At 42.5% G+C, this 17315-nt stretch carries 14 protein-coding genes; 11 read left to right on the plus strand and 3 right to left on the minus strand.

What is annotated here, in order from left to right; all coding sequences use genetic code 11:
• The first annotated feature begins 396 nt into the window (after nucleotides 1–396).
• On the plus strand, nucleotides 397–576 hold the full coding sequence (locus F893_RS07510) for a hypothetical protein (RefSeq protein WP_004646507.1): 180 nt from the start codon (nucleotides 397–399) through the stop codon (nucleotides 574–576).
• A gap of 288 nt (nucleotides 577–864) precedes the next feature.
• Here F893_RS07510 and F893_RS07520 read toward each other — a convergent pair whose 3' ends face one another.
• A complete protein-coding gene (locus F893_RS07520) occupies nucleotides 865–1653 on the minus strand; it encodes an A1S_2505 family phage non-structural protein (protein WP_004279675.1) in 789 nt (262 codons plus the stop codon).
• 362 nt (nucleotides 1654–2015) lie between these two features.
• On the opposite strand from F893_RS07520, the gene uvrB reads away from it, so the two are divergent.
• The 7 genes from uvrB to proB all read left to right on the plus strand — a co-directional run bounded on the left by uvrB (nucleotide 2016) and on the right by proB (nucleotide 10918).
• Nucleotides 2016–4037, plus strand: a complete 2022-nt coding sequence (gene uvrB / locus F893_RS07525) for an excinuclease ABC subunit UvrB (RefSeq protein WP_004279676.1) — start codon at nucleotides 2016–2018, stop codon at nucleotides 4035–4037.
• A 144-nt stretch (nucleotides 4038–4181) separates the two neighbouring features.
• A complete protein-coding gene (locus tag F893_RS07530) occupies nucleotides 4182–4769 on the plus strand; it encodes a lipocalin family protein (RefSeq protein WP_004279677.1) in 588 nt (195 codons plus the stop codon).
• Between the two features lie 162 nt (nucleotides 4770–4931).
• Nucleotides 4932–5864, plus strand: a complete 933-nt coding sequence (gene rarD, locus F893_RS07535; protein WP_004279678.1) for an EamA family transporter RarD — start codon at nucleotides 4932–4934, stop codon at nucleotides 5862–5864.
• Nucleotides 5865–6115: 251 nt separating this feature from the next.
• On the plus strand, nucleotides 6116–7573 hold the full coding sequence (locus tag F893_RS07540) for a glyceraldehyde-3-phosphate dehydrogenase (protein ID WP_004279679.1): 1458 nt from the start codon (nucleotides 6116–6118) through the stop codon (nucleotides 7571–7573).
• Between the two features lie 185 nt (nucleotides 7574–7758).
• Nucleotides 7759–8133 carry a winged helix-turn-helix transcriptional regulator gene (locus tag F893_RS07545; protein WP_004279680.1) on the plus strand — a complete coding sequence of 125 codons (375 nt, stop codon included), beginning with the start codon at nucleotides 7759–7761 and terminating at the stop codon, nucleotides 8131–8133.
• Nucleotides 8134–8539: 406 nt separating this feature from the next.
• Complete coding sequence (cgtA, locus tag F893_RS07550; protein ID WP_004279681.1) at nucleotides 8540–9757, plus strand: Obg family GTPase CgtA; 1218 nt, start codon at nucleotides 8540–8542, stop codon at nucleotides 9755–9757.
• Between the two features lie 27 nt (nucleotides 9758–9784).
• Nucleotides 9785–10918 (plus strand): glutamate 5-kinase, encoded by a 1134-nt coding sequence (proB, locus tag F893_RS07555; protein WP_004279682.1) that lies wholly within the window; start codon nucleotides 9785–9787, stop codon nucleotides 10916–10918.
• Between the two features lie 75 nt (nucleotides 10919–10993).
• Here proB and F893_RS07560 read toward each other — a convergent pair whose 3' ends face one another.
• Nucleotides 10994–11590: a phosphatase PAP2 family protein gene (locus F893_RS07560; RefSeq protein WP_004279704.1), complete on the minus strand. Its 597-nt coding sequence runs from the start codon at nucleotides 11588–11590 to the stop codon at nucleotides 10994–10996.
• A 164-nt stretch (nucleotides 11591–11754) separates the two neighbouring features.
• On the minus strand, nucleotides 11755–12459 hold the full coding sequence (locus F893_RS07565) for an SIMPL domain-containing protein (RefSeq protein WP_004279706.1): 705 nt from the start codon (nucleotides 12457–12459) through the stop codon (nucleotides 11755–11757).
• Between the two features lie 475 nt (nucleotides 12460–12934).
• On the opposite strand from F893_RS07565, the gene F893_RS07570 reads away from it, so the two are divergent.
• From F893_RS07570 to F893_RS07580, 3 genes are all read left to right on the plus strand, one after another.
• Nucleotides 12935–14308, plus strand: a complete 1374-nt coding sequence (locus F893_RS07570; protein ID WP_004279708.1) for a diaminobutyrate--2-oxoglutarate transaminase — start codon at nucleotides 12935–12937, stop codon at nucleotides 14306–14308.
• Between the two features lie 3 nt (nucleotides 14309–14311).
• Nucleotides 14312–15844, plus strand: coding sequence for a pyridoxal phosphate-dependent decarboxylase family protein (locus F893_RS07575; RefSeq protein WP_004279709.1), 1533 nt, complete (start codon nucleotides 14312–14314; stop codon nucleotides 15842–15844).
• Between the two features lie 434 nt (nucleotides 15845–16278).
• Nucleotides 16279–17310 (plus strand): substrate-binding domain-containing protein, encoded by a 1032-nt coding sequence (locus F893_RS07580; protein WP_004279710.1) that lies wholly within the window; start codon nucleotides 16279–16281, stop codon nucleotides 17308–17310.
• Nucleotides 17311–17315: the final 5 nt, after the last annotated feature.

Below are 17315 nucleotides of genomic sequence, written 5' to 3' on the forward strand. Positions count from 1 at the left end.
TGTGAATTACATTAAAAAATTCAGTTATAGAACAACAGGTCAAAAGTTAATCGATGGTTGATATTGGTAAATTCTATATATTTTTTGTTTATATCTCTTGAATTTTAAGAAATGTATAGCGTGTAAATATAATTACTTTTACCTTAATAGCTTAAGTATAAAAGTGAAGGAAATTTGCTCTTGAAAGCATTAAAATTTCAATCCTATGAATTTTTATCGTAGAAGATATAGAGGAGAGTTTAGGTAAATTTTAGGCTGCATTGATTCAAGCATTTATCATCATGGGATGATTTTTTATTTTTCCAAAACAAGAGCATATGAATTTATCCAAGATCCTGCTACCCAGTCGACTGAGTTTTTTTGTACAATAGCTGCATATATTATTGAGTGAATCACATGAGCACCCAAACTCCTCCCAAAAAAAAGCCCCTGGTTAATTTACCTTTCCCGATCAAGCAAGCAGAGCAAAATGCTGCAGAAGAAGTTCTGGAAGATTTAAGACCAAGACCACAGCGTTATGCTGACCGTACCTGGATGCCACCACGTGGTACGCGCCGTTCAATGGGCAAGCGCTAATTGATCAGACTCAAAAAGCTATGATAAATCATGGCTTTTTTTGTGGAAATTTTTAGGGAGTTGATGAGTAATATTTGATTCATCTTTCGCGCAAAGAGAAAATGGTGCTCTAATTTATCCAAATCTCTTTCAATTTTATTCTTAATAAAGCAAACGAAATATTTAAGCTCTCTAAATGCCGACCAAAATAAAATCCACACCTGGTTGATTTCATATTCGACATTTTAGCCGCCCAGAAAAAAAAGCCAATTCAAACATTGGCTTTTTTTGAAAGATATTTTGATAGCACTAACGAATGCTTTTACGCGCTTTATTTTCCGGCTTCGGTGGCGCGATTTCTCTCTCGCCTTGCCAGACATCGATAAAATCTTTCTCGTTAATATTATAAAGTTCCAGTAGCGCTAAAATCACGCCTCCAAACAGCATGGCACCTTCTGAATGGCTTTGAAAATCGACCAGCTTGGTATTCAGATTATGCAGGATATCTTCAATTTCAAAGACACGTTCCCGTCCATTGCTGTCGGTCGGATAGATCTGGGTATTTAAAATAATTCTTGCCAGGCTTTTTTCATTTTCGCTCAAAGGCAGTTCTTCAATCAACTCATCGCTGGCCGGAGTTAAAATCACGGAATCGCGGAATATGGTATGTAAGAAATTTGCGCTTAATTTTGGCAGCGGCTTTTCGACAAAAGGACGGAAAGATTGCGGGAAAATGACATTACGTGAGATGCCTTTAAACATCGGTGCAATTTCCTCGACCTTATAACCTGCGATCCCACAACCCAAGGAAGTAATAAAATATTTATTTTTAGGATGATTTTTGGTGTAAATCTTAAAGTCATCAATATAGTGCTGGATTTGTGAGAGCGGCATTTGTTGCAAATGCTCGTTCATGGTGGGAATGGCATAGCTCTGACCCGCCCAGCCACGACCCACGCCCATGACTGCACCAAAATGCTCAAGTGCCGTTCTGGCTGCTCCACCACCGTGTTGTCCAGCCAAGTTGCTGCCAAAAACAAAAACCGTATTTTCCGGAAGGGATTTAACAATACTTTCATCGTGATAGTGGTAAGTCATAATTGTCGATTCTAGGCCATCCTGATCTTCATGTTGCCCGTGAAATGAAAAGGGGTCAAGGCAAAATTGTGCCGGACTAGCCAAACAGATAGAGTATTTCACCCATAAGCCAAAACAGGATACCGAGTACGCCCAAATAAAGCTGCTGGCTGAAAATGATTAGTTTGTTCTGTATTTATTCCCTTTGTAACTGTATATTTTATTGATGATTTTTCAAACTAGAGAATGAGTCAAGCGCTAACAAATAATGAATACTAATATTGTTTTATTTTACCAAACAGAAACCTAAGCAGGGATTGAGTAATTCCAATTTACCCTCATAATAAATCAAATCTATATCCGCAGCGAAGTCAGCGAAAGCTATGAGTGATAAAAAACCCTTTGAATTAGTGACCAGTTATCAACCAGCAGGCGATCAGCCACAGGCCATTGAAAAACTTGTCAAAGGCATTGAACAGGGTTTTCATGATCAGCTTTTACTGGGGGTTACTGGGTCTGGTAAAACCTATACTATGGCCAATGTCATTGCACAGACACAGCGTCCGACCATTGTCATGGCACATAACAAAACTTTGGCTGCGCAGCTCTACGGCGAATTTAAAGCATTTTTCCCCAATAATGCCGTCGAATATTTTGTCAGTTATTATGATTATTATCAGCCGGAAGCCTATGTGCCATCTTCAGATACTTTTATCGAGAAAGATGCTGCAATTAATGACCATATTGACCAGATGCGCCTTTCTGCAACCCGTTCATTATTAGAACGTCGTGATACGATTATTGTCGCGTCGGTGTCTGCCATTTATGGTTTGGGTGATCCAAATGCCTATATGAGCATGTTGCTGCATGTGGTGGAAGGCGATCGCATTGGCCGTGATGATATTATTCGCCGTCTGGTCGAGATGCAGTATTCACGTAACGAACTGGAATTCCTGCGCGGTACTTATCGTATTCGTGGTGAAATTATTGATATTTTTCCGGCTGAATCCGATCAGGATGCGATCCGGATTGAACTGTTTGATGATGAAGTTGACTCTATCCGCTGGTTTGATCCCCTGACAGGGAAAATGGTTCGTAAAGTACCTCGTGTGACCATTTATCCTAAAAGCCACTATGTTACGCCGAAAGACAATTTATCCCGTGCGATTGAAACCATCCGAGACGAACTTAAAGAGCGACTGGTGTTCTTCCGTGAAAATGACAAACTGCTGGAAGCCCAGCGTATCGAGCAGCGCACACGCTATGATCTGGAAATGATGCAGCAATTGGGTTATACCAACGGCATTGAAAACTATTCTCGGCATTTGTCGGGCCGTTCTGCGGGTGAAGCGCCGCCGACCTTGTTCGATTATATTCCGGATGATGCCTTGCTGATTATTGATGAGTCGCATGTGACGGTGCCGCAGATTGGTGCCATGTATAAAGGTGACCGTTCGCGTAAGGAAAATCTGGTGAATTACGGATTCCGTTTGCCGAGCGCGCTGGATAACCGTCCAATGAAATTTGAGGAATGGGAACGTATTGTGCCGACGACTGTTTATGTCAGCGCAACGCCCGCACGTTATGAGCTGGAAAAATCCCAGCAGATTGTCGAACAGGTGGTACGTCCGACTGGTCTGATCGATCCGGAAATTGAAATTCGTCCAGTTTTGACGCAGGTCGATGATGTGCTTTCCGAAATTAATTTGCGTAAAGATATTAATGAGCGGGTACTGGTCACAACCTTGACCAAGCGCATGGCCGAAGATTTAACTTCTTATTTGAAAGAATACGGGATTAAGGTCGCTTATTTACACTCCGATATCGATACCGTCGAGCGGGTCAAAATCATTCATGAACTGCGTACCGGGGTGCATGATGTACTGGTCGGGATTAACCTGCTGCGTGAAGGGCTGGATATGCCGGAAGTGTCACTGGTTGCCATTCTGGATGCAGATAAAGAGGGATTTCTGCGTTCTGAGCGCTCTCTCATTCAGACCATTGGCCGCGCTGCGCGTAACCTGAAAGGTAAGGCGATTTTGTATGCTGATCGCATTACTGATTCGATGCAGAAAGCCATTGAGGAGACGGATCGTCGTCGTGCCAAGCAGATTCAGTTTAATGAAGAACATGGCATTACGCCGCGCAGTGCAGTGCGTCAGGTGATCAAGGAAATTGATACTGGTGAAGTATTGGATGATGATTCAATTGAATTGAAAGTCTCGGATCAGGCACGTGCGATCAGTGCCGATGAGCGGCATATCATGGCAGATCCGAAAATGTTTGCGAAACACATTAACAAGCTTGAAAAGGAAATGCTGAAAGCGTCAAAAGAGCTTCAGTTTGAGCAGGCTGCGCGTATGCGTGATGAAATTGTGCGTTTAAAAGCCCAGATGTTTGATTGATTTTTGTTGCATTAAATCTTATTTAAATGACGTAAAATCAATCACAAACCAAACATAATGTAACAAATTTAGGAATTGGATAAAGCTATTGTATGAACAGAAATTTTTAAATAAATATTTTGTGAACATGCAATAGGTATCTTTATGACAACTCAAAAATTTTCACGTACTGGATTAAAGCTGGCAAAAATTGCGGTGGGTAGTGCGGTTCTTCTTGGTTTGGGCGCCGCTACCATGGCTTATGCGAAAGACGAGCCATTACCGACCATTGAGAAAGTTGAGCTGGACCGTTATCTGGGAACATGGTACGAAGTAGCACGCAAACCTTTGTATTTTCAAAACAAGTGTGATCGCGATGTCACAGCGACCTATACTTTAAATGAAAATGGCAATATCGTGGTGGATAACCGCTGCATTAAAAAAGATGGTGGACAAACCCAGTCATTGGGCGAGGCATTTGTGCAAAATCCACCGCAGAATACCAAGTTAAAAGTCAGTTTCTTACCAGACTTTATTCGTTGGATTCCGGTCGCTCGTGGCGATTATTGGGTCTTAAAACTGGATGAAAATTATCAAACTGTTCTGGTCGGTGAGCCAAAACGTAAATATATGTGGATACTCTCACGTGATCCGCAATTGGATAAAAATGTGGTGAATGAATATTTACAATATGCACAGTCGGTGGGCTATGACCTGAGTGATGTAATTCATACCAAACAAACTCAAAGATAAAAATATCGTCTTAATGGAAACCATGCTATGGCATGGTTTTTTATTTTATGTGTCAAAAGACAATCTAAAATCGAGAGATAGCTACATTTTAAATGGATGAAGCATCAAGCTTTCTATTGTACTAATCGTTATAATGCCGGCGAATGAAATTAGAGTTTAACTATGTATAAAGGCATCGCGTTATCTGTCTTGGCCTCTGTGGTTTTTGGAGTGCTGTATGTATTTACGCCTTTTTTACAGCCTTTAGATAGTGAACAGACCTTTGCATGGCGCATGCTGGCGACCTTACCATTCCTCACAGCCTTCATGTGGTGGTCGGGTGATCTGAAACATATCAGCAGTATTTTTAAGCGGGTATTACGACAGCCTTCATTTTTGATCTGGTTGCTGATTAGTTCGCTGTTATGTACTACACAATTGTGGTTGTTTTTATGGGGCCCTATCAATGGGCGTGGCCTCGAAGTCTCACTCGGTTATTTTCTCCTGCCTCTGGTGATGGTGCTGGTCGGCTGTGTGCTTTATAAAGAAAAATTATCATCCTTCCAGATGGTTGCTGTTGCTCTGGCAATGTTGGGGGTAGGACATGAAATCTGGCGGATCGGTTCAATCGCATGGGAAACGGTCTATGTCGCTTTAGCTTATCCACTTTATTTCTTTATGCGGCGTAAATTCGCGACCGATCATCTTGGTGGATTCTGGTGGGATCTATTTCTGATTTTGCCTGTGGCATTTTATTTGGGCTTTATTTACAGTGATTCCATGCCGCTCATGTTGAATCATTCTCACTTGATCTTGGCAGTTCTTGGATTAGGCTTTTTAAGTGCGCTCGGTTTAGGTAGCTATATTTTGGCTAGCCGATATTTACCTTTTGTCATCTTTGGGCTGTTGAGTTATCTGGAGCCGGTACTGCTCGCTTTTGCCTCGATGGCACTGGGTGAGCGTGTGGAATCAGGTGAATGGCTGACCTATATTCCAATCTGGCTAGCTGTTTTACTGCTGGTTGTGGAAGGAATATTGCATTTGCTGAAGCAGCGTAAACAGCAATTAGCCCTTAAGAAAAATCTGGAAAACTATCAGGACCGGCTCAACTCTTAAAATTAAAAAGAGATTGAATGAATAAACAACATTTAACAAATTTGTGCCAGGTACTGAAAAATAGTGGTCTTTAGCATTTTCGAATGCAAAATCATTCAGCTAATTACAACTATTTTTGAAATTTATAGTGAATATACGTTAAAAACTACCCGTCTCAACGAGCTTTTGATTCAAACTTGCGGCCAATTCCATTACAATTGTCGGGTTTAGAAATTTATGCTTAGATTTACAATTAATTAGAGGACGTATCTGTGAGCAAAGACACTATTGTTGCCCTCCATGCAGAACACCAAGGTCGCTGGAAAAACCGTGAAGAACTTGCGGAACGTATGATTGCCCTTGTTGGCCAGTTATATCGTGAAAAAAATATTGTAGCTACAGTTTATGGTCGCTCTTTAATTAACCGTTCTGTGATTCAGATTTTGAAAGCACACCGCCGTACTCGCGTACTGGACGTTGAACTTTCTGTAGTTGATACTTTCCCAATTCTTGAAGCATTGGTGAAAGTAGAAAACATCGGTTCTGCTGAAGTTGATCTGGGTAAACTTGCTGTTGAATTTAAAGAAAAAGGCGGCGACATCGATGCATTTGTTGCAGACGCTGTTAAATCGATCGAAGGCAATGCTGCTGCTGTAGAACATAAAGATGTGGTTCTTTATGGTTTCGGTCGTATCGGTCGTATCCTGGCACGTTTGATGATTGGTCAATCAGGTCTGGGTCGTGGTCTTAGCCTGAAAGCAATCGTGGTTCGTAAATCATCGGATGGTGATTTGGAAAAACGTGCTTCTTTACTTCGTCGTGACTCTATTCATGGTCCATTTGCAGGCACAATTTCTGTAGATGAAGAAAACGAAGCAATCATTGCCAACGGTAACTTCATCAAAGTGATTTATGCATCGAATCCTTCTGAAGTGGATTACACTGCATACGGTATCAACAATGCACTTGTGATCGACAATACAGGTAAATGGCGTGATGCTGAAGGTCTTGCTCAACACCTTAAATGTCCGGGCGCTGCTCGTGTGATTCTAACTGCACCTGGTAAAGGTGACATGAAGAACGTGGTTTACGGTGTAAACCAGGCGGACATCCTTGATGAAGATACCATCATCTCTGCTGCAAGCTGTACGACTAACGCAATTACACCTACACTGAAAGTATTGCATGATAAATACACAGTGTTGAATGGTCATGTTGAAACAGTTCACTCGTTCACAAACGACCAGAACTTGATCGACAACTACCATAAAGCTGACCGTCGTGGCCGTGCTGCAACATTGAATATGGTCATTACTGAAACTGGTGCAGCGAAAGCAGTAGCGAAAGCGCTTCCAGCTCTTCAAGGTAAATTGACAGGTAACTCTGTACGTGTACCTACACCAAACGTATCGCTTGCAATTCTTAACCTGACTTTAGGTCAAGACGTTGATCGTGATGAAGTGAACGAATACATTCGTCAGATTTCAATCGGTTCTAGCCTGCAAGGTCAAATCGGTTATACCAACTCGACTGAAGTAGTATCTTCTGACTTTATTGGTTCACGCACTGCAGGTGTATTCGACGCGCAAGCAACGATCACTTCAGGCAACCGTTTAACTGCTTATGTTTGGTACGATAATGAAGTGGGTTATAGCTGCCAGGTATTGCGTATTGCTGAACAAATGGGCGGCGTAAGCTATCCAAAAGTTCCTGCTGAAACTAATGCATAATTAGTATTTAGCTAAAAAAAAGAGCCTCAATTGAGGCTCTTTTTTTATGATTTTTTTATTTAAAGTGAACTTTCTTAATCTAATAAGAATCAACAAATTTACTTGCTGGCGAAATATGAATTTGATAACTTACAAAGAGTAAGTATATTAAAATGAGTAAGTAATAAAAATATGGTGAGAATAGTATGACAAATTATGCAATCAGCCCGTTACTGGGGCAGGTTTTATCAACTGAATGTCCATCACGTGAGATATTGGAACACCTTGCCAATAAATGGTCGGTCTTGGTTTTGCGTTGCTTAAGTGAAGGGGTGCATCGTTTTAGTGAACTGAAACAACGCATTGAAGGGGTAAGTGAAAAAATGCTCTCCCAGACTTTAAAAATGCTGGAACAGGATGGTTTTATTTTGAGAACGGTTTATCCGGTGGTACCGCCAAAAGTGGAATATCAATTGACGATTACCGGTTCGCAAGCGGCTGAAAAAATCATGTATTTAATTGGCTGGATTGAAAAAAGTCTGCCAGATATTTTAGAACATAAACAAAATGTTATTAAATAGTTTTCATTAAATGGCAGGAATGCAGTGTTTGTGAAAATACAAAATTTGGACTTATATTGGTTTATATAAAATACTGATTTTAAAAGGTGTCTGCATCAGAATATCTTCTTGTAAATACGGTTTTTGAAAATTTACTTCTCTATAAATTATTTTAAAATCATCAAGAAATTCACAAAAAGAATTTCCAGAATAGGGGATAGTACTAGGGCAAAAGCGCTTGATTTCCTACCACTTCTTTTCCATCTTTAAAGCATTCTTTCTCCAAATCTATGCCTTAGATAGATCAAATAGGCTCGGTGAAAAAATGACTGAGTAAGATTTATGGGATTGCTGCATAATTCTATTCGAGAAATTCTTTAAAATATGGCAGAATATGGGGTTTTAAAGTTTTTAGAGGATTGGCAATATGCGCTTTGTTGATGAAGCAGTCATTACCGTAGAGGCTGGCGACGGTGGCAATGGCGTAGCCAGTTTTCGCCGTGAAAAATTCGTGCCATTTGGTGGTCCAGATGGTGGTGATGGTGGTCGTGGCGGCAGCATTTATATTCAGGCTGACGACGACACCAGTACGCTAGTTGATTATCGTTATACACGTAAATATCGTGCAGAACGAGCAAAAAATGGCCGTGGGGCGAACTGTGCTGGTCGTGGCGGTGAAGATACCGTATTAAAAGTTCCGGTAGGAACAACAATTGTAGATGTTGAGTCTGGTGACATTATTGGCGACTTGATCGAAGACGGTCAACGCGTGAAAGTTGCAGCAGGCGGTGATGGTGGTTTAGGTAATACCCACTTTAAATCATCGACCAACCGTTCACCACGTAAGTGTACGCATGGTCAAAAAGGTGAATTCCGTGAAATCCGTCTAGAGCTTAAAGTTCTGGCAGATGTCGGCTTGCTGGGTATGCCAAATGCGGGTAAATCGACCTTCATTCGTGCTGTGTCAGCGGCAAAACCAAAAGTTGCAGATTATCCATTTACCACCATGGTGCCAAACCTGGGTGTGGTCGATGCTGACAGTCACCGTTCATTCGTGATGGCGGATATTCCAGGTCTGATCGAAGGCGCATCTGAAGGTGCAGGTCTTGGGATTCGCTTCCTGAAGCACTTGGCGCGTACCCGTATCTTGTTGCACATCGTTGACGTACAACCGATTGATGGCTCAGATCCGGCACACAATGCCAAAGCAATTATGAAAGAGTTAGAAAATTTCTCCCCAACGCTTTCAAAACTGCCGATCGTATTGGTGCTGAACAAAGTCGATCAGTTGGCTGAAGAAACACGTGAAGAATGGTGCACCCATATTCTTGAAGAATTACAGTGGGAAGGCCCAGTTTTTGAAACTTCTGGCTTAACGGCTGAAGGCACCAAAGACGTAGTTTACTACCTGATGGATCAGATCGAAGAGCAACGTGAACGCGAAGCTGAAGATCCAGAATATGCAGCAGAAATGAAAGCATTCCGTGATCAGCTTGAAGCTGAAACACGAGAACAAACCATCGCTGCAAAAGAAGCGTATCGTGAGATGCGTCGTCAGCAACGTCTTGCCGGTATTCTGGGCGATGATGAAGATGATGAAGATGGCGATGATGATAGTGATGTGGAAGTGTACTACGTACGCTAATCTCTGAGAGAAGAGTCTGAGGACAAGATGATAGAAGTGGTAGATGGGCAGCGTCAGCTCAAGGGTTGTAAACGAATCGTTGTTAAAATCGGATCATCTTTACTCACAGCAAATGGACAAGGTTTAGATTTAGATGCCATCTCGCATTGGGCGGGACAAATCGCAGATCTACACAATGCAGGACACGAGATTATTCTGGTGTCTTCCGGTGCTGTGGCTGAAGGTATGGTGCGAATGAAACTTGAGAATCGACCCACCGATCTACCCAGTCTTCAGGCTTGTGCTGCCATCGGTCAGATGGGTCTGATCCATACTTGGTCAAGCGTACTAGAGAAACACCAGATTCGAACTGCGCAAGTATTGTTAACCCATGATGATCTGGCAGATCGTCGTCGTTATCTCAATTCATGTGATGCTTTGCAGAACCTGATTGACTGGCGTGTGATTCCGGTGATCAATGAAAATGATACTGTTTCGACTGACGAAATTCGCTTTGGTGACAACGACACACTTGCTGCGATGGTTGCGGGTCAGGTGCATGCAGACCTTCTGATTATCTTAACGGATCAGGAAGGGATGTTTGACTCAGACCCGCGGTCTAATCCAGATGCCAAACTGTTCCATACCGTACGTGCGATGGATGAAAGTCTGTTTGATATGGCCGGTGGAGGCGGTAAATTTGGTCGTGGTGGCATGCTGACCAAAGTTCGTGCTGCACGTCTGGCTGCAAAGTCGGGCTGTCCGACCTTAATTGCAAGTGGTGATAGTGATGGTGTTCTATCACGTCTAATGTCTGGCGAATTGTTAGGCACCTTATTTGTCACTGACAAAGACCGGATGACAGCGCATCAGCAATGGTTGGCGGCTCACTTGCAAACCGCAGGTCGTTTGGTGATTGATGATGGTGCAGTAAAAGCCATTAAAGACAATCATCGTAGCTTGTTGCCTGTAGGCGTCAAAGCTGTTGAAGGTCACTTCGAACGTGGTGATGTGGTGGAATGTGTTGATACACAAGGTCACCGGATTGCTGTAGGGCGTGTCAATTTCAGTTCGCGTTCAGCAGATATCGTTCGTGGTCTGGCATCGGATAAAGTACATCAGGTGTTAGGTGAAGCACGTTCACTAGAAATGATTCATCGCAATCATATGGCGATTTATTGAGTTATTCAGATTCAAGTTTAGAGATTCAAAAAGTCCCGCTTTCGAGCGGGATTTTTTATGACATTTTAATTATATTTATTTAATCCAGCCCATTCGAATTAAAGGCGAAAATAACCAATAATGAATACCCAAAATAAAGTTCATGATTTGATTCTCATATTTCCACCACAATGGTAATCCAGCTAAATTTACTGTTATTGCCATCAGAAACGCACCCAGCATATCAATCGGAAAATGCACACCGACATAAACACGCGACCACGCTACCAGCCAAGCTGTCCAGATTAGAATTCTTCCCAAGTCTCGCTGCGGTGAAAAATAATAGGCGAAGGCAATCCCACTAAAAATACTCATATGGTTGCTGGGAAAAGAACCAGTCGGTGCATGTTCAATCAGGGTGCGACCAACATCCATCACAAACGGGCGTGGGGTATTGAGTACCGCAGACAATACTTCACTCATCAATAATGTAATAGCTGTAAAGATGAAGGCTTTAATAATCCCTGTTTTTACTTCGTAACTACCACGGAACCAAGCAATAGCAAAAATCAGCAAAAAGAGATAAACCAGGTCATGCGCAATCAGGGAGGCATAGTTGATCATCCAGATTGAGGCTTGGTCGGGTACATTTAAGATATGAAACAGGTAAAGATTCAGTTGGTCAAGGGACATGAGCAGAGAGGACTGGAACAAATGTCCGTTACTCTAAACCGGTCAAACCTCAATTCCTACCTGAGTTTGTATGAATTTGTAGCCTCGCTTTTTAAAGAATATTCACATGATAAAAAACCACTCAAAAGAGTGGTTCTTAAAAGTCTGAATAATATAATGAGGTCTTATTTAAACTGAATCGCTCCATTCGCGCTGACGGCCATTTGCGATTCGCCTGCTGCAACTTCCTGCTCAGGAACCGCCATATCAGCCGATGCAGATTTCATCATGGCCATACGCGGTACTGGCTGTGGTGAATAATTGTTAGTATTCAGGTTTAAGTTCACCAGTTGATAACTCGGTTTGTTCCAGGTCTGGGTGAGTGCCTGTGCGCGTTGCTGGAAGTTTTTGGTGGCTTCAATCATCAGCTCGCTTTCAACTTTTTTACGCTTTTCGTCAGATACCTTGAAATTAATCGACTGGGTCTGGAAGTGCTGTTGTAATTCAGCAATCAATTGAGATGTCGCTTTAAAATCTTTTGATTCCAGACGAATCTGGGCACGACCACGCCATTCTTTTAATTTGCGGTTGTCATTGTCATAAATAGGGTAAGTACTTTGTGCCCCAGTCTCGATTTTCACAGTTGGATATTTGCGTGCTGTGGCAATTGCTTGATTCATCAGCTGGTTAATTTGAGTGGCCAGTTCAGCTGGTTGTTTGTTGGATTTTTCAATATAAAGCACAGCATGCATTTCATCATTTGAGATTTCACGGCTGGCCTCTGCTGAAAGATTAACAACATTATAATTCAGAGATTCAGCAGGAGCTGCAAATGCGCCTGTGGCGAGGGTGCTGGCAAGGATCAAACTGGTAAGTGCTAAGAGACGCATGAAATTGTCCTGTTTTTCTTAAAATTGGCCATCTAAGCCGTTGTTAAAATATTAAATCTCAATTGTGATCTTTTTACGAAATATTTGTCGTAAGAGTGTTAAATTTTCTTTAATTTTATCTCATTATTTAATTTATATTTATTATTAATAATTAAATACTTAATGAATAATTTTGAGATTGATTACCTGAATGTCGCCTACGCTACAAAAAAGCATAAAAGAACACGCTTTTCTTTCTGCTGTCACACTGTAAGATGATGATTTAGGGGATGGATTAGCATGATGTTTTTTTTCGATAAAGATTAGGACAAAATGTGACTGAAAGTTGTTTATTTTCCTGAAAAATTCGGTATCATCCGCCTCCTAGTTATTCGAATACAAAACTGCTAGCTAGAACCTTTATAAAGCGCCGAGTCAAAGGACCAAACGTCACCAGACTTATTTCTTTCACCCATATCAGAGATGGTAATTCGATATGAGCGTTACTTCTGTAAACCCTGCCACCAATTCCACAAACGAATACTACTTGACTCGCCAAAGTCAGATGGAATCGAATGTGCGTAGTTATCCACGTAAATTACCGTTAGCGATAGCGAAAGCACAAGGTTGCTGGGTTACCGATGTTGAAGGTACTGAGTACCTTGATTGTTTAGCTGGGGCAGGGACGTTGGCATTAGGCCATAATCATCCTGCGGTCATTCAAAGTATCCAGGATACGATTGCAAGCGGTTTACCATTGCATACCCTGGATCTTACTACTCCTTTAAAAGATGCTTTTACTGAAGCACTTCTTTCTTATCTTCCAGGTGGCCAAGAAGAATACTGCTTGCAGTTCTGTGGTCCATCCGGTGCAGATGCAACCGAAGCCGCGATTAAACTGGCGAAAACCTTTACCGGTCGTAGCTCAGTGATCAGCTTCTCTGGCGGTTATCACGGTATGACTCACGGTGCATTGGCAATGACAGGTAACCTGTCTGCGAAAAATGCAGTGAACGGCTTGATGCCGGGTGTACAGTTCATGCCATACCCGCATGAATACCGTTGCCCATTGGGTCTTGGTGGTGAAGCCGGTGTTGATGCCCTGACTTACTACTTTGAAAACTTCATTGAAGATGTAGAAAGTGGTGTGACCAAACCTGCAGCTGTAATTCTTGAAGCGATTCAAGGTGAAGGCGGTGTGGTAACGGCGCCAGTAAAATGGTTGCAAAAAATCCGGGAAGTGACTGAAAAACACAACATCGTATTGATTCTTGATGAAGTTCAGGCTGGTTTTGCACGTTCAGGCAAAATGTTTGCATTCGAACACGCAGGGATTGAACCTGATGTTGTAGTGATGTCTAAAGCCGTAGGTGGTAGCTTGCCGCTTGCCGTACTGGGTATTAAACGTAAGTTTGATGCTTGGCAACCTGCTGGTCATACCGGTACTTTCCGTGGTAACCAATTGGCGATGGGTACAGGTCTTGCAACGATCAATACCATTAAAGAACAGAACCTGGCTCAAAATGCACAAGAGCGTGGTGATTTCCTGCAAGCTGAACTTAAAAAACTGGCTACTGAATTCCCGTGTATCGGTAACGTGCGTGGCCGTGGTCTGATGATCGGCGTTGAAATCGTAGATGAGCGCAAAGATGCGGATCATATGGGTTCTTTACCTGCTGATGGTCAGTTGGCTGCAGCGATCCAAACCGCTTGTTTCAACAATAAATTATTGCTTGAGAAAGGTGGTCGTAACGGTACAGTGATTCGTTTACTTTGCCCGTTGATCATTACTCAAGACGAATGTGTTGAAGTGATTGCTCGTTTCAAAAAATCGGTTGCTGAAGCACTAGTTGCAGTTCGAGGCGCATAATTCATGGTAGATTTCGCAGAACATCGTAAAGCGTTACTCTGCAATGATGCTGCATCCATTGCTGACTATCAGGCTGGCATGGACCAAGCGACCAAAGCGGTTGCGGCATGGTTGCAAAACGACAAAATGTACACTGGCGGCAGCATTAACGAGCTACGCAGTGCGATTGCATTTAATCCTTCAAAAGAAGGTTTGGGTGTAGAAAAATCTCTTGAGCGTATGGTTGAGCTATTCCTCAACAAGAGCTTAAAAGTACATCATCCACATTCACTTGCGCATCTTCACTGTCCAACAATGGTGACCAGTCAGATCGCGGAAGTGCTGATTAACGCAACCAACCAGTCAATGGACTCATGGGATCAAAGCCCGGCCGGTTCGTTGATGGAAGTTCAGCTGATTGACTGGTTACGTCAAAAAGTGGGCTATGGTGCAGGTCAGGCCGGTGTATTCACTTCTGGTGGGACACAGTCTAACTTGATGGGCGTATTGCTGGCGCGTGATGCTTGCATTGCGAAAAACTGGAAAGACGAAAACGGTAATCCGTGGTCGGTTCAGCGCGATGGTATTCCTGCGGATGCGATGCGTAATGTCAAAGTCATCTGTTCTGAAAATGCACATTTCTCTGTGCAAAAGAACATGGCGATGATGGGCATGGGCTTCCAGTCAGTGGTCACTGTTCCTGTGAATGAAAATGCACAGATGGACGTAGATGCACTGGAAAAAACCATGGCGCATCTTCAGTCTGAAGGCAAGATCGTGGCATGTGTGGTGGCAACAGCGGGTACAACGGATGCTGGTGCGATTGATCCATTGAAAGCAATTCGTGAAATCACCAATAAATATGGCGCGTGGATGCACATCGATGCGGCATGGGGTGGTGCACTGATTCTATCCAATGACTATCGTTCTATGCTGGACGGGATTGAGCTGTCGGATTCGATCACGCTTGATTTCCATAAGCATTATTTTCAAACCATTTCTTGTGGCGCGTTCCTGCTGAAAGATGAAGCGAATTACCGTTTCATGCATTATGAAGCAGAGTATCTGAACTCCGCTTATGATGAAGAGCATGGCGTTCCTAACCTGGTATCGAAGTCACTACAAACGACGCGTCGTTTTGATGCATTGAAATTGTGGATGACAGTTGAAGCACTGGGCGAAGAGCTTTATGGTTCGATGATCGATCATGGCGTGAAATTAACCCGTGATGTGGCAGACTACATTAAAGCGACTGATGGTCTGGAGCTTCTGCTTGAGCCTCAATTCGCGTCTGTCTTGTTCCGTGTGGTTCCAGCGGGATATCCGGTTGAATTACTCGATACGCTCAATCAAAACGTAGCAGACGAACTGTTTGCACGTGGTGAAGCGAACATTGGTGTGACGAAAGTTGGTCAGGTTCAGTCTCTGAAAATGACTACTTTAAGCCCGGTTGCAACGCTTGATAATGTGAAGAACCTGTTGGCGCTAGTGCTTGCAGAAGCGGATCGTATCAAGGATTCAATCGCTGATGGTACCTACACGCCACCAATTGCATAAGTGATTGTGGTGTGAAAAAAGGAGATCGAAATGATCTCCTTTTTTTGTAGGCTTAAAAAATAAAAAGGTCATTTCCCAGATCGAAATTCCCCACAAAAACACGGAAGATCTGAATCCCGTTTAGCCTGTTATTTATTTGTCATAGGCTTATGTAAAACTGGGGAGCAGGATTTATCCTGAGTTCAGTTTTATAAAAATTGTTACATGTCATTGGTCTAAAATTTTTTATTGAAGTGAATGACATAAAGAACTTAATCATTGAAATCCATAAAAATTTAATCAAGAAAAAGCCGCTAGATTAAAAATCACTAAATCGTAATAAAGCTGTAACTTATCTGTCATATTCTAAAATCAAAATGCAGGTATCGAAAGAAGTACAAAACTGAATAAAAAGTGGTGTACTCCAAATTTGCATAAATGAGAGAGATACTAGAATGCGCTTTACAAATATAGCTTTAGCATTAGCAGTAACCGGGGCAACTGCTGTAACGACTGCACACGCAGCACGTGACACCATTCAAATTGCAGGTTCTTCAACTGTACTTCCATATGCCAGTATCGTGGCAGAAGAATTCGGTAATACTTTTCCACAGTTTAAAACACCAGTTGTCGGTTCTGGCGGTTCTTCAGGTGGTTTAAAGCAGTTCTGTAATGGCGTGGGTGATAACACGATTGATATCGCAAACTCTTCTCGTCAAATCAAGAGTACAGAGCTGGCAGAATGTAAAAAGAATGGCGTTAACCAAGTCCTAGAAATCAAAATTGGTTATGACGGTATTGTGTTTGCATCGAATGCAAACAAAGCGGCTTATAAACTGCGTCCACAACATGTCTTCGCTGCACTTGCTGCACAACTTCCATCAAATGGAAAAATGGTCGCTAACCCGTACACGCGTTGGAACCAAATTGACAAAGCACTTCCGAATGAACCGATCACCCTGGTAATTCCTGCGTCGAATCATGGTACGCGCGAAGTCTTCCAGGAGAAAATGGTGGATGCAGGTTGTGAAACGTATGCTGCAATTAAGTCTCTAGACAAAGATGCTAAGAAAAAAGCTTGTACAACATTCCGTAAAGATGGCCGTGTGGTTGAGATTGCCGGTGACTATACCGAAACATTGGCACGTTTAAAAACTTCTCCAAGTGCGGTAGGTGTGTTTGGCCTAGGTTTCTATGACCAGAACCGTGACCGTCTACGTGTTGCTACGGTGAACAATGTAGCGCCTTCTGAAAAGACCATCTTGAATGGTGCTTATCCGGTATCACGTCCATTGTTCTTCTATGTGAAAGGCGAGCACTTGAAATCGATCAAAGGCTTACCGCAGTTCACAGAATACTTCCTGAACAAGAAAGTATCTGGCAAAGGCTCTAAGCTGGAAAAAGCAGGTCTGATTTCAATGTCTGATAAAGAACGTGCGGCAGTCCTGGCAAATTTCAAGGCTGGTAAAGCGGTTGTTGTGAAGTAATAAAT

It is taken from the genome of Acinetobacter sp. CIP 102136 (assembly GCF_000369685.1).
Lineage (GTDB): Bacteria > Pseudomonadota > Gammaproteobacteria > Pseudomonadales > Moraxellaceae > Acinetobacter > Acinetobacter fasciculus.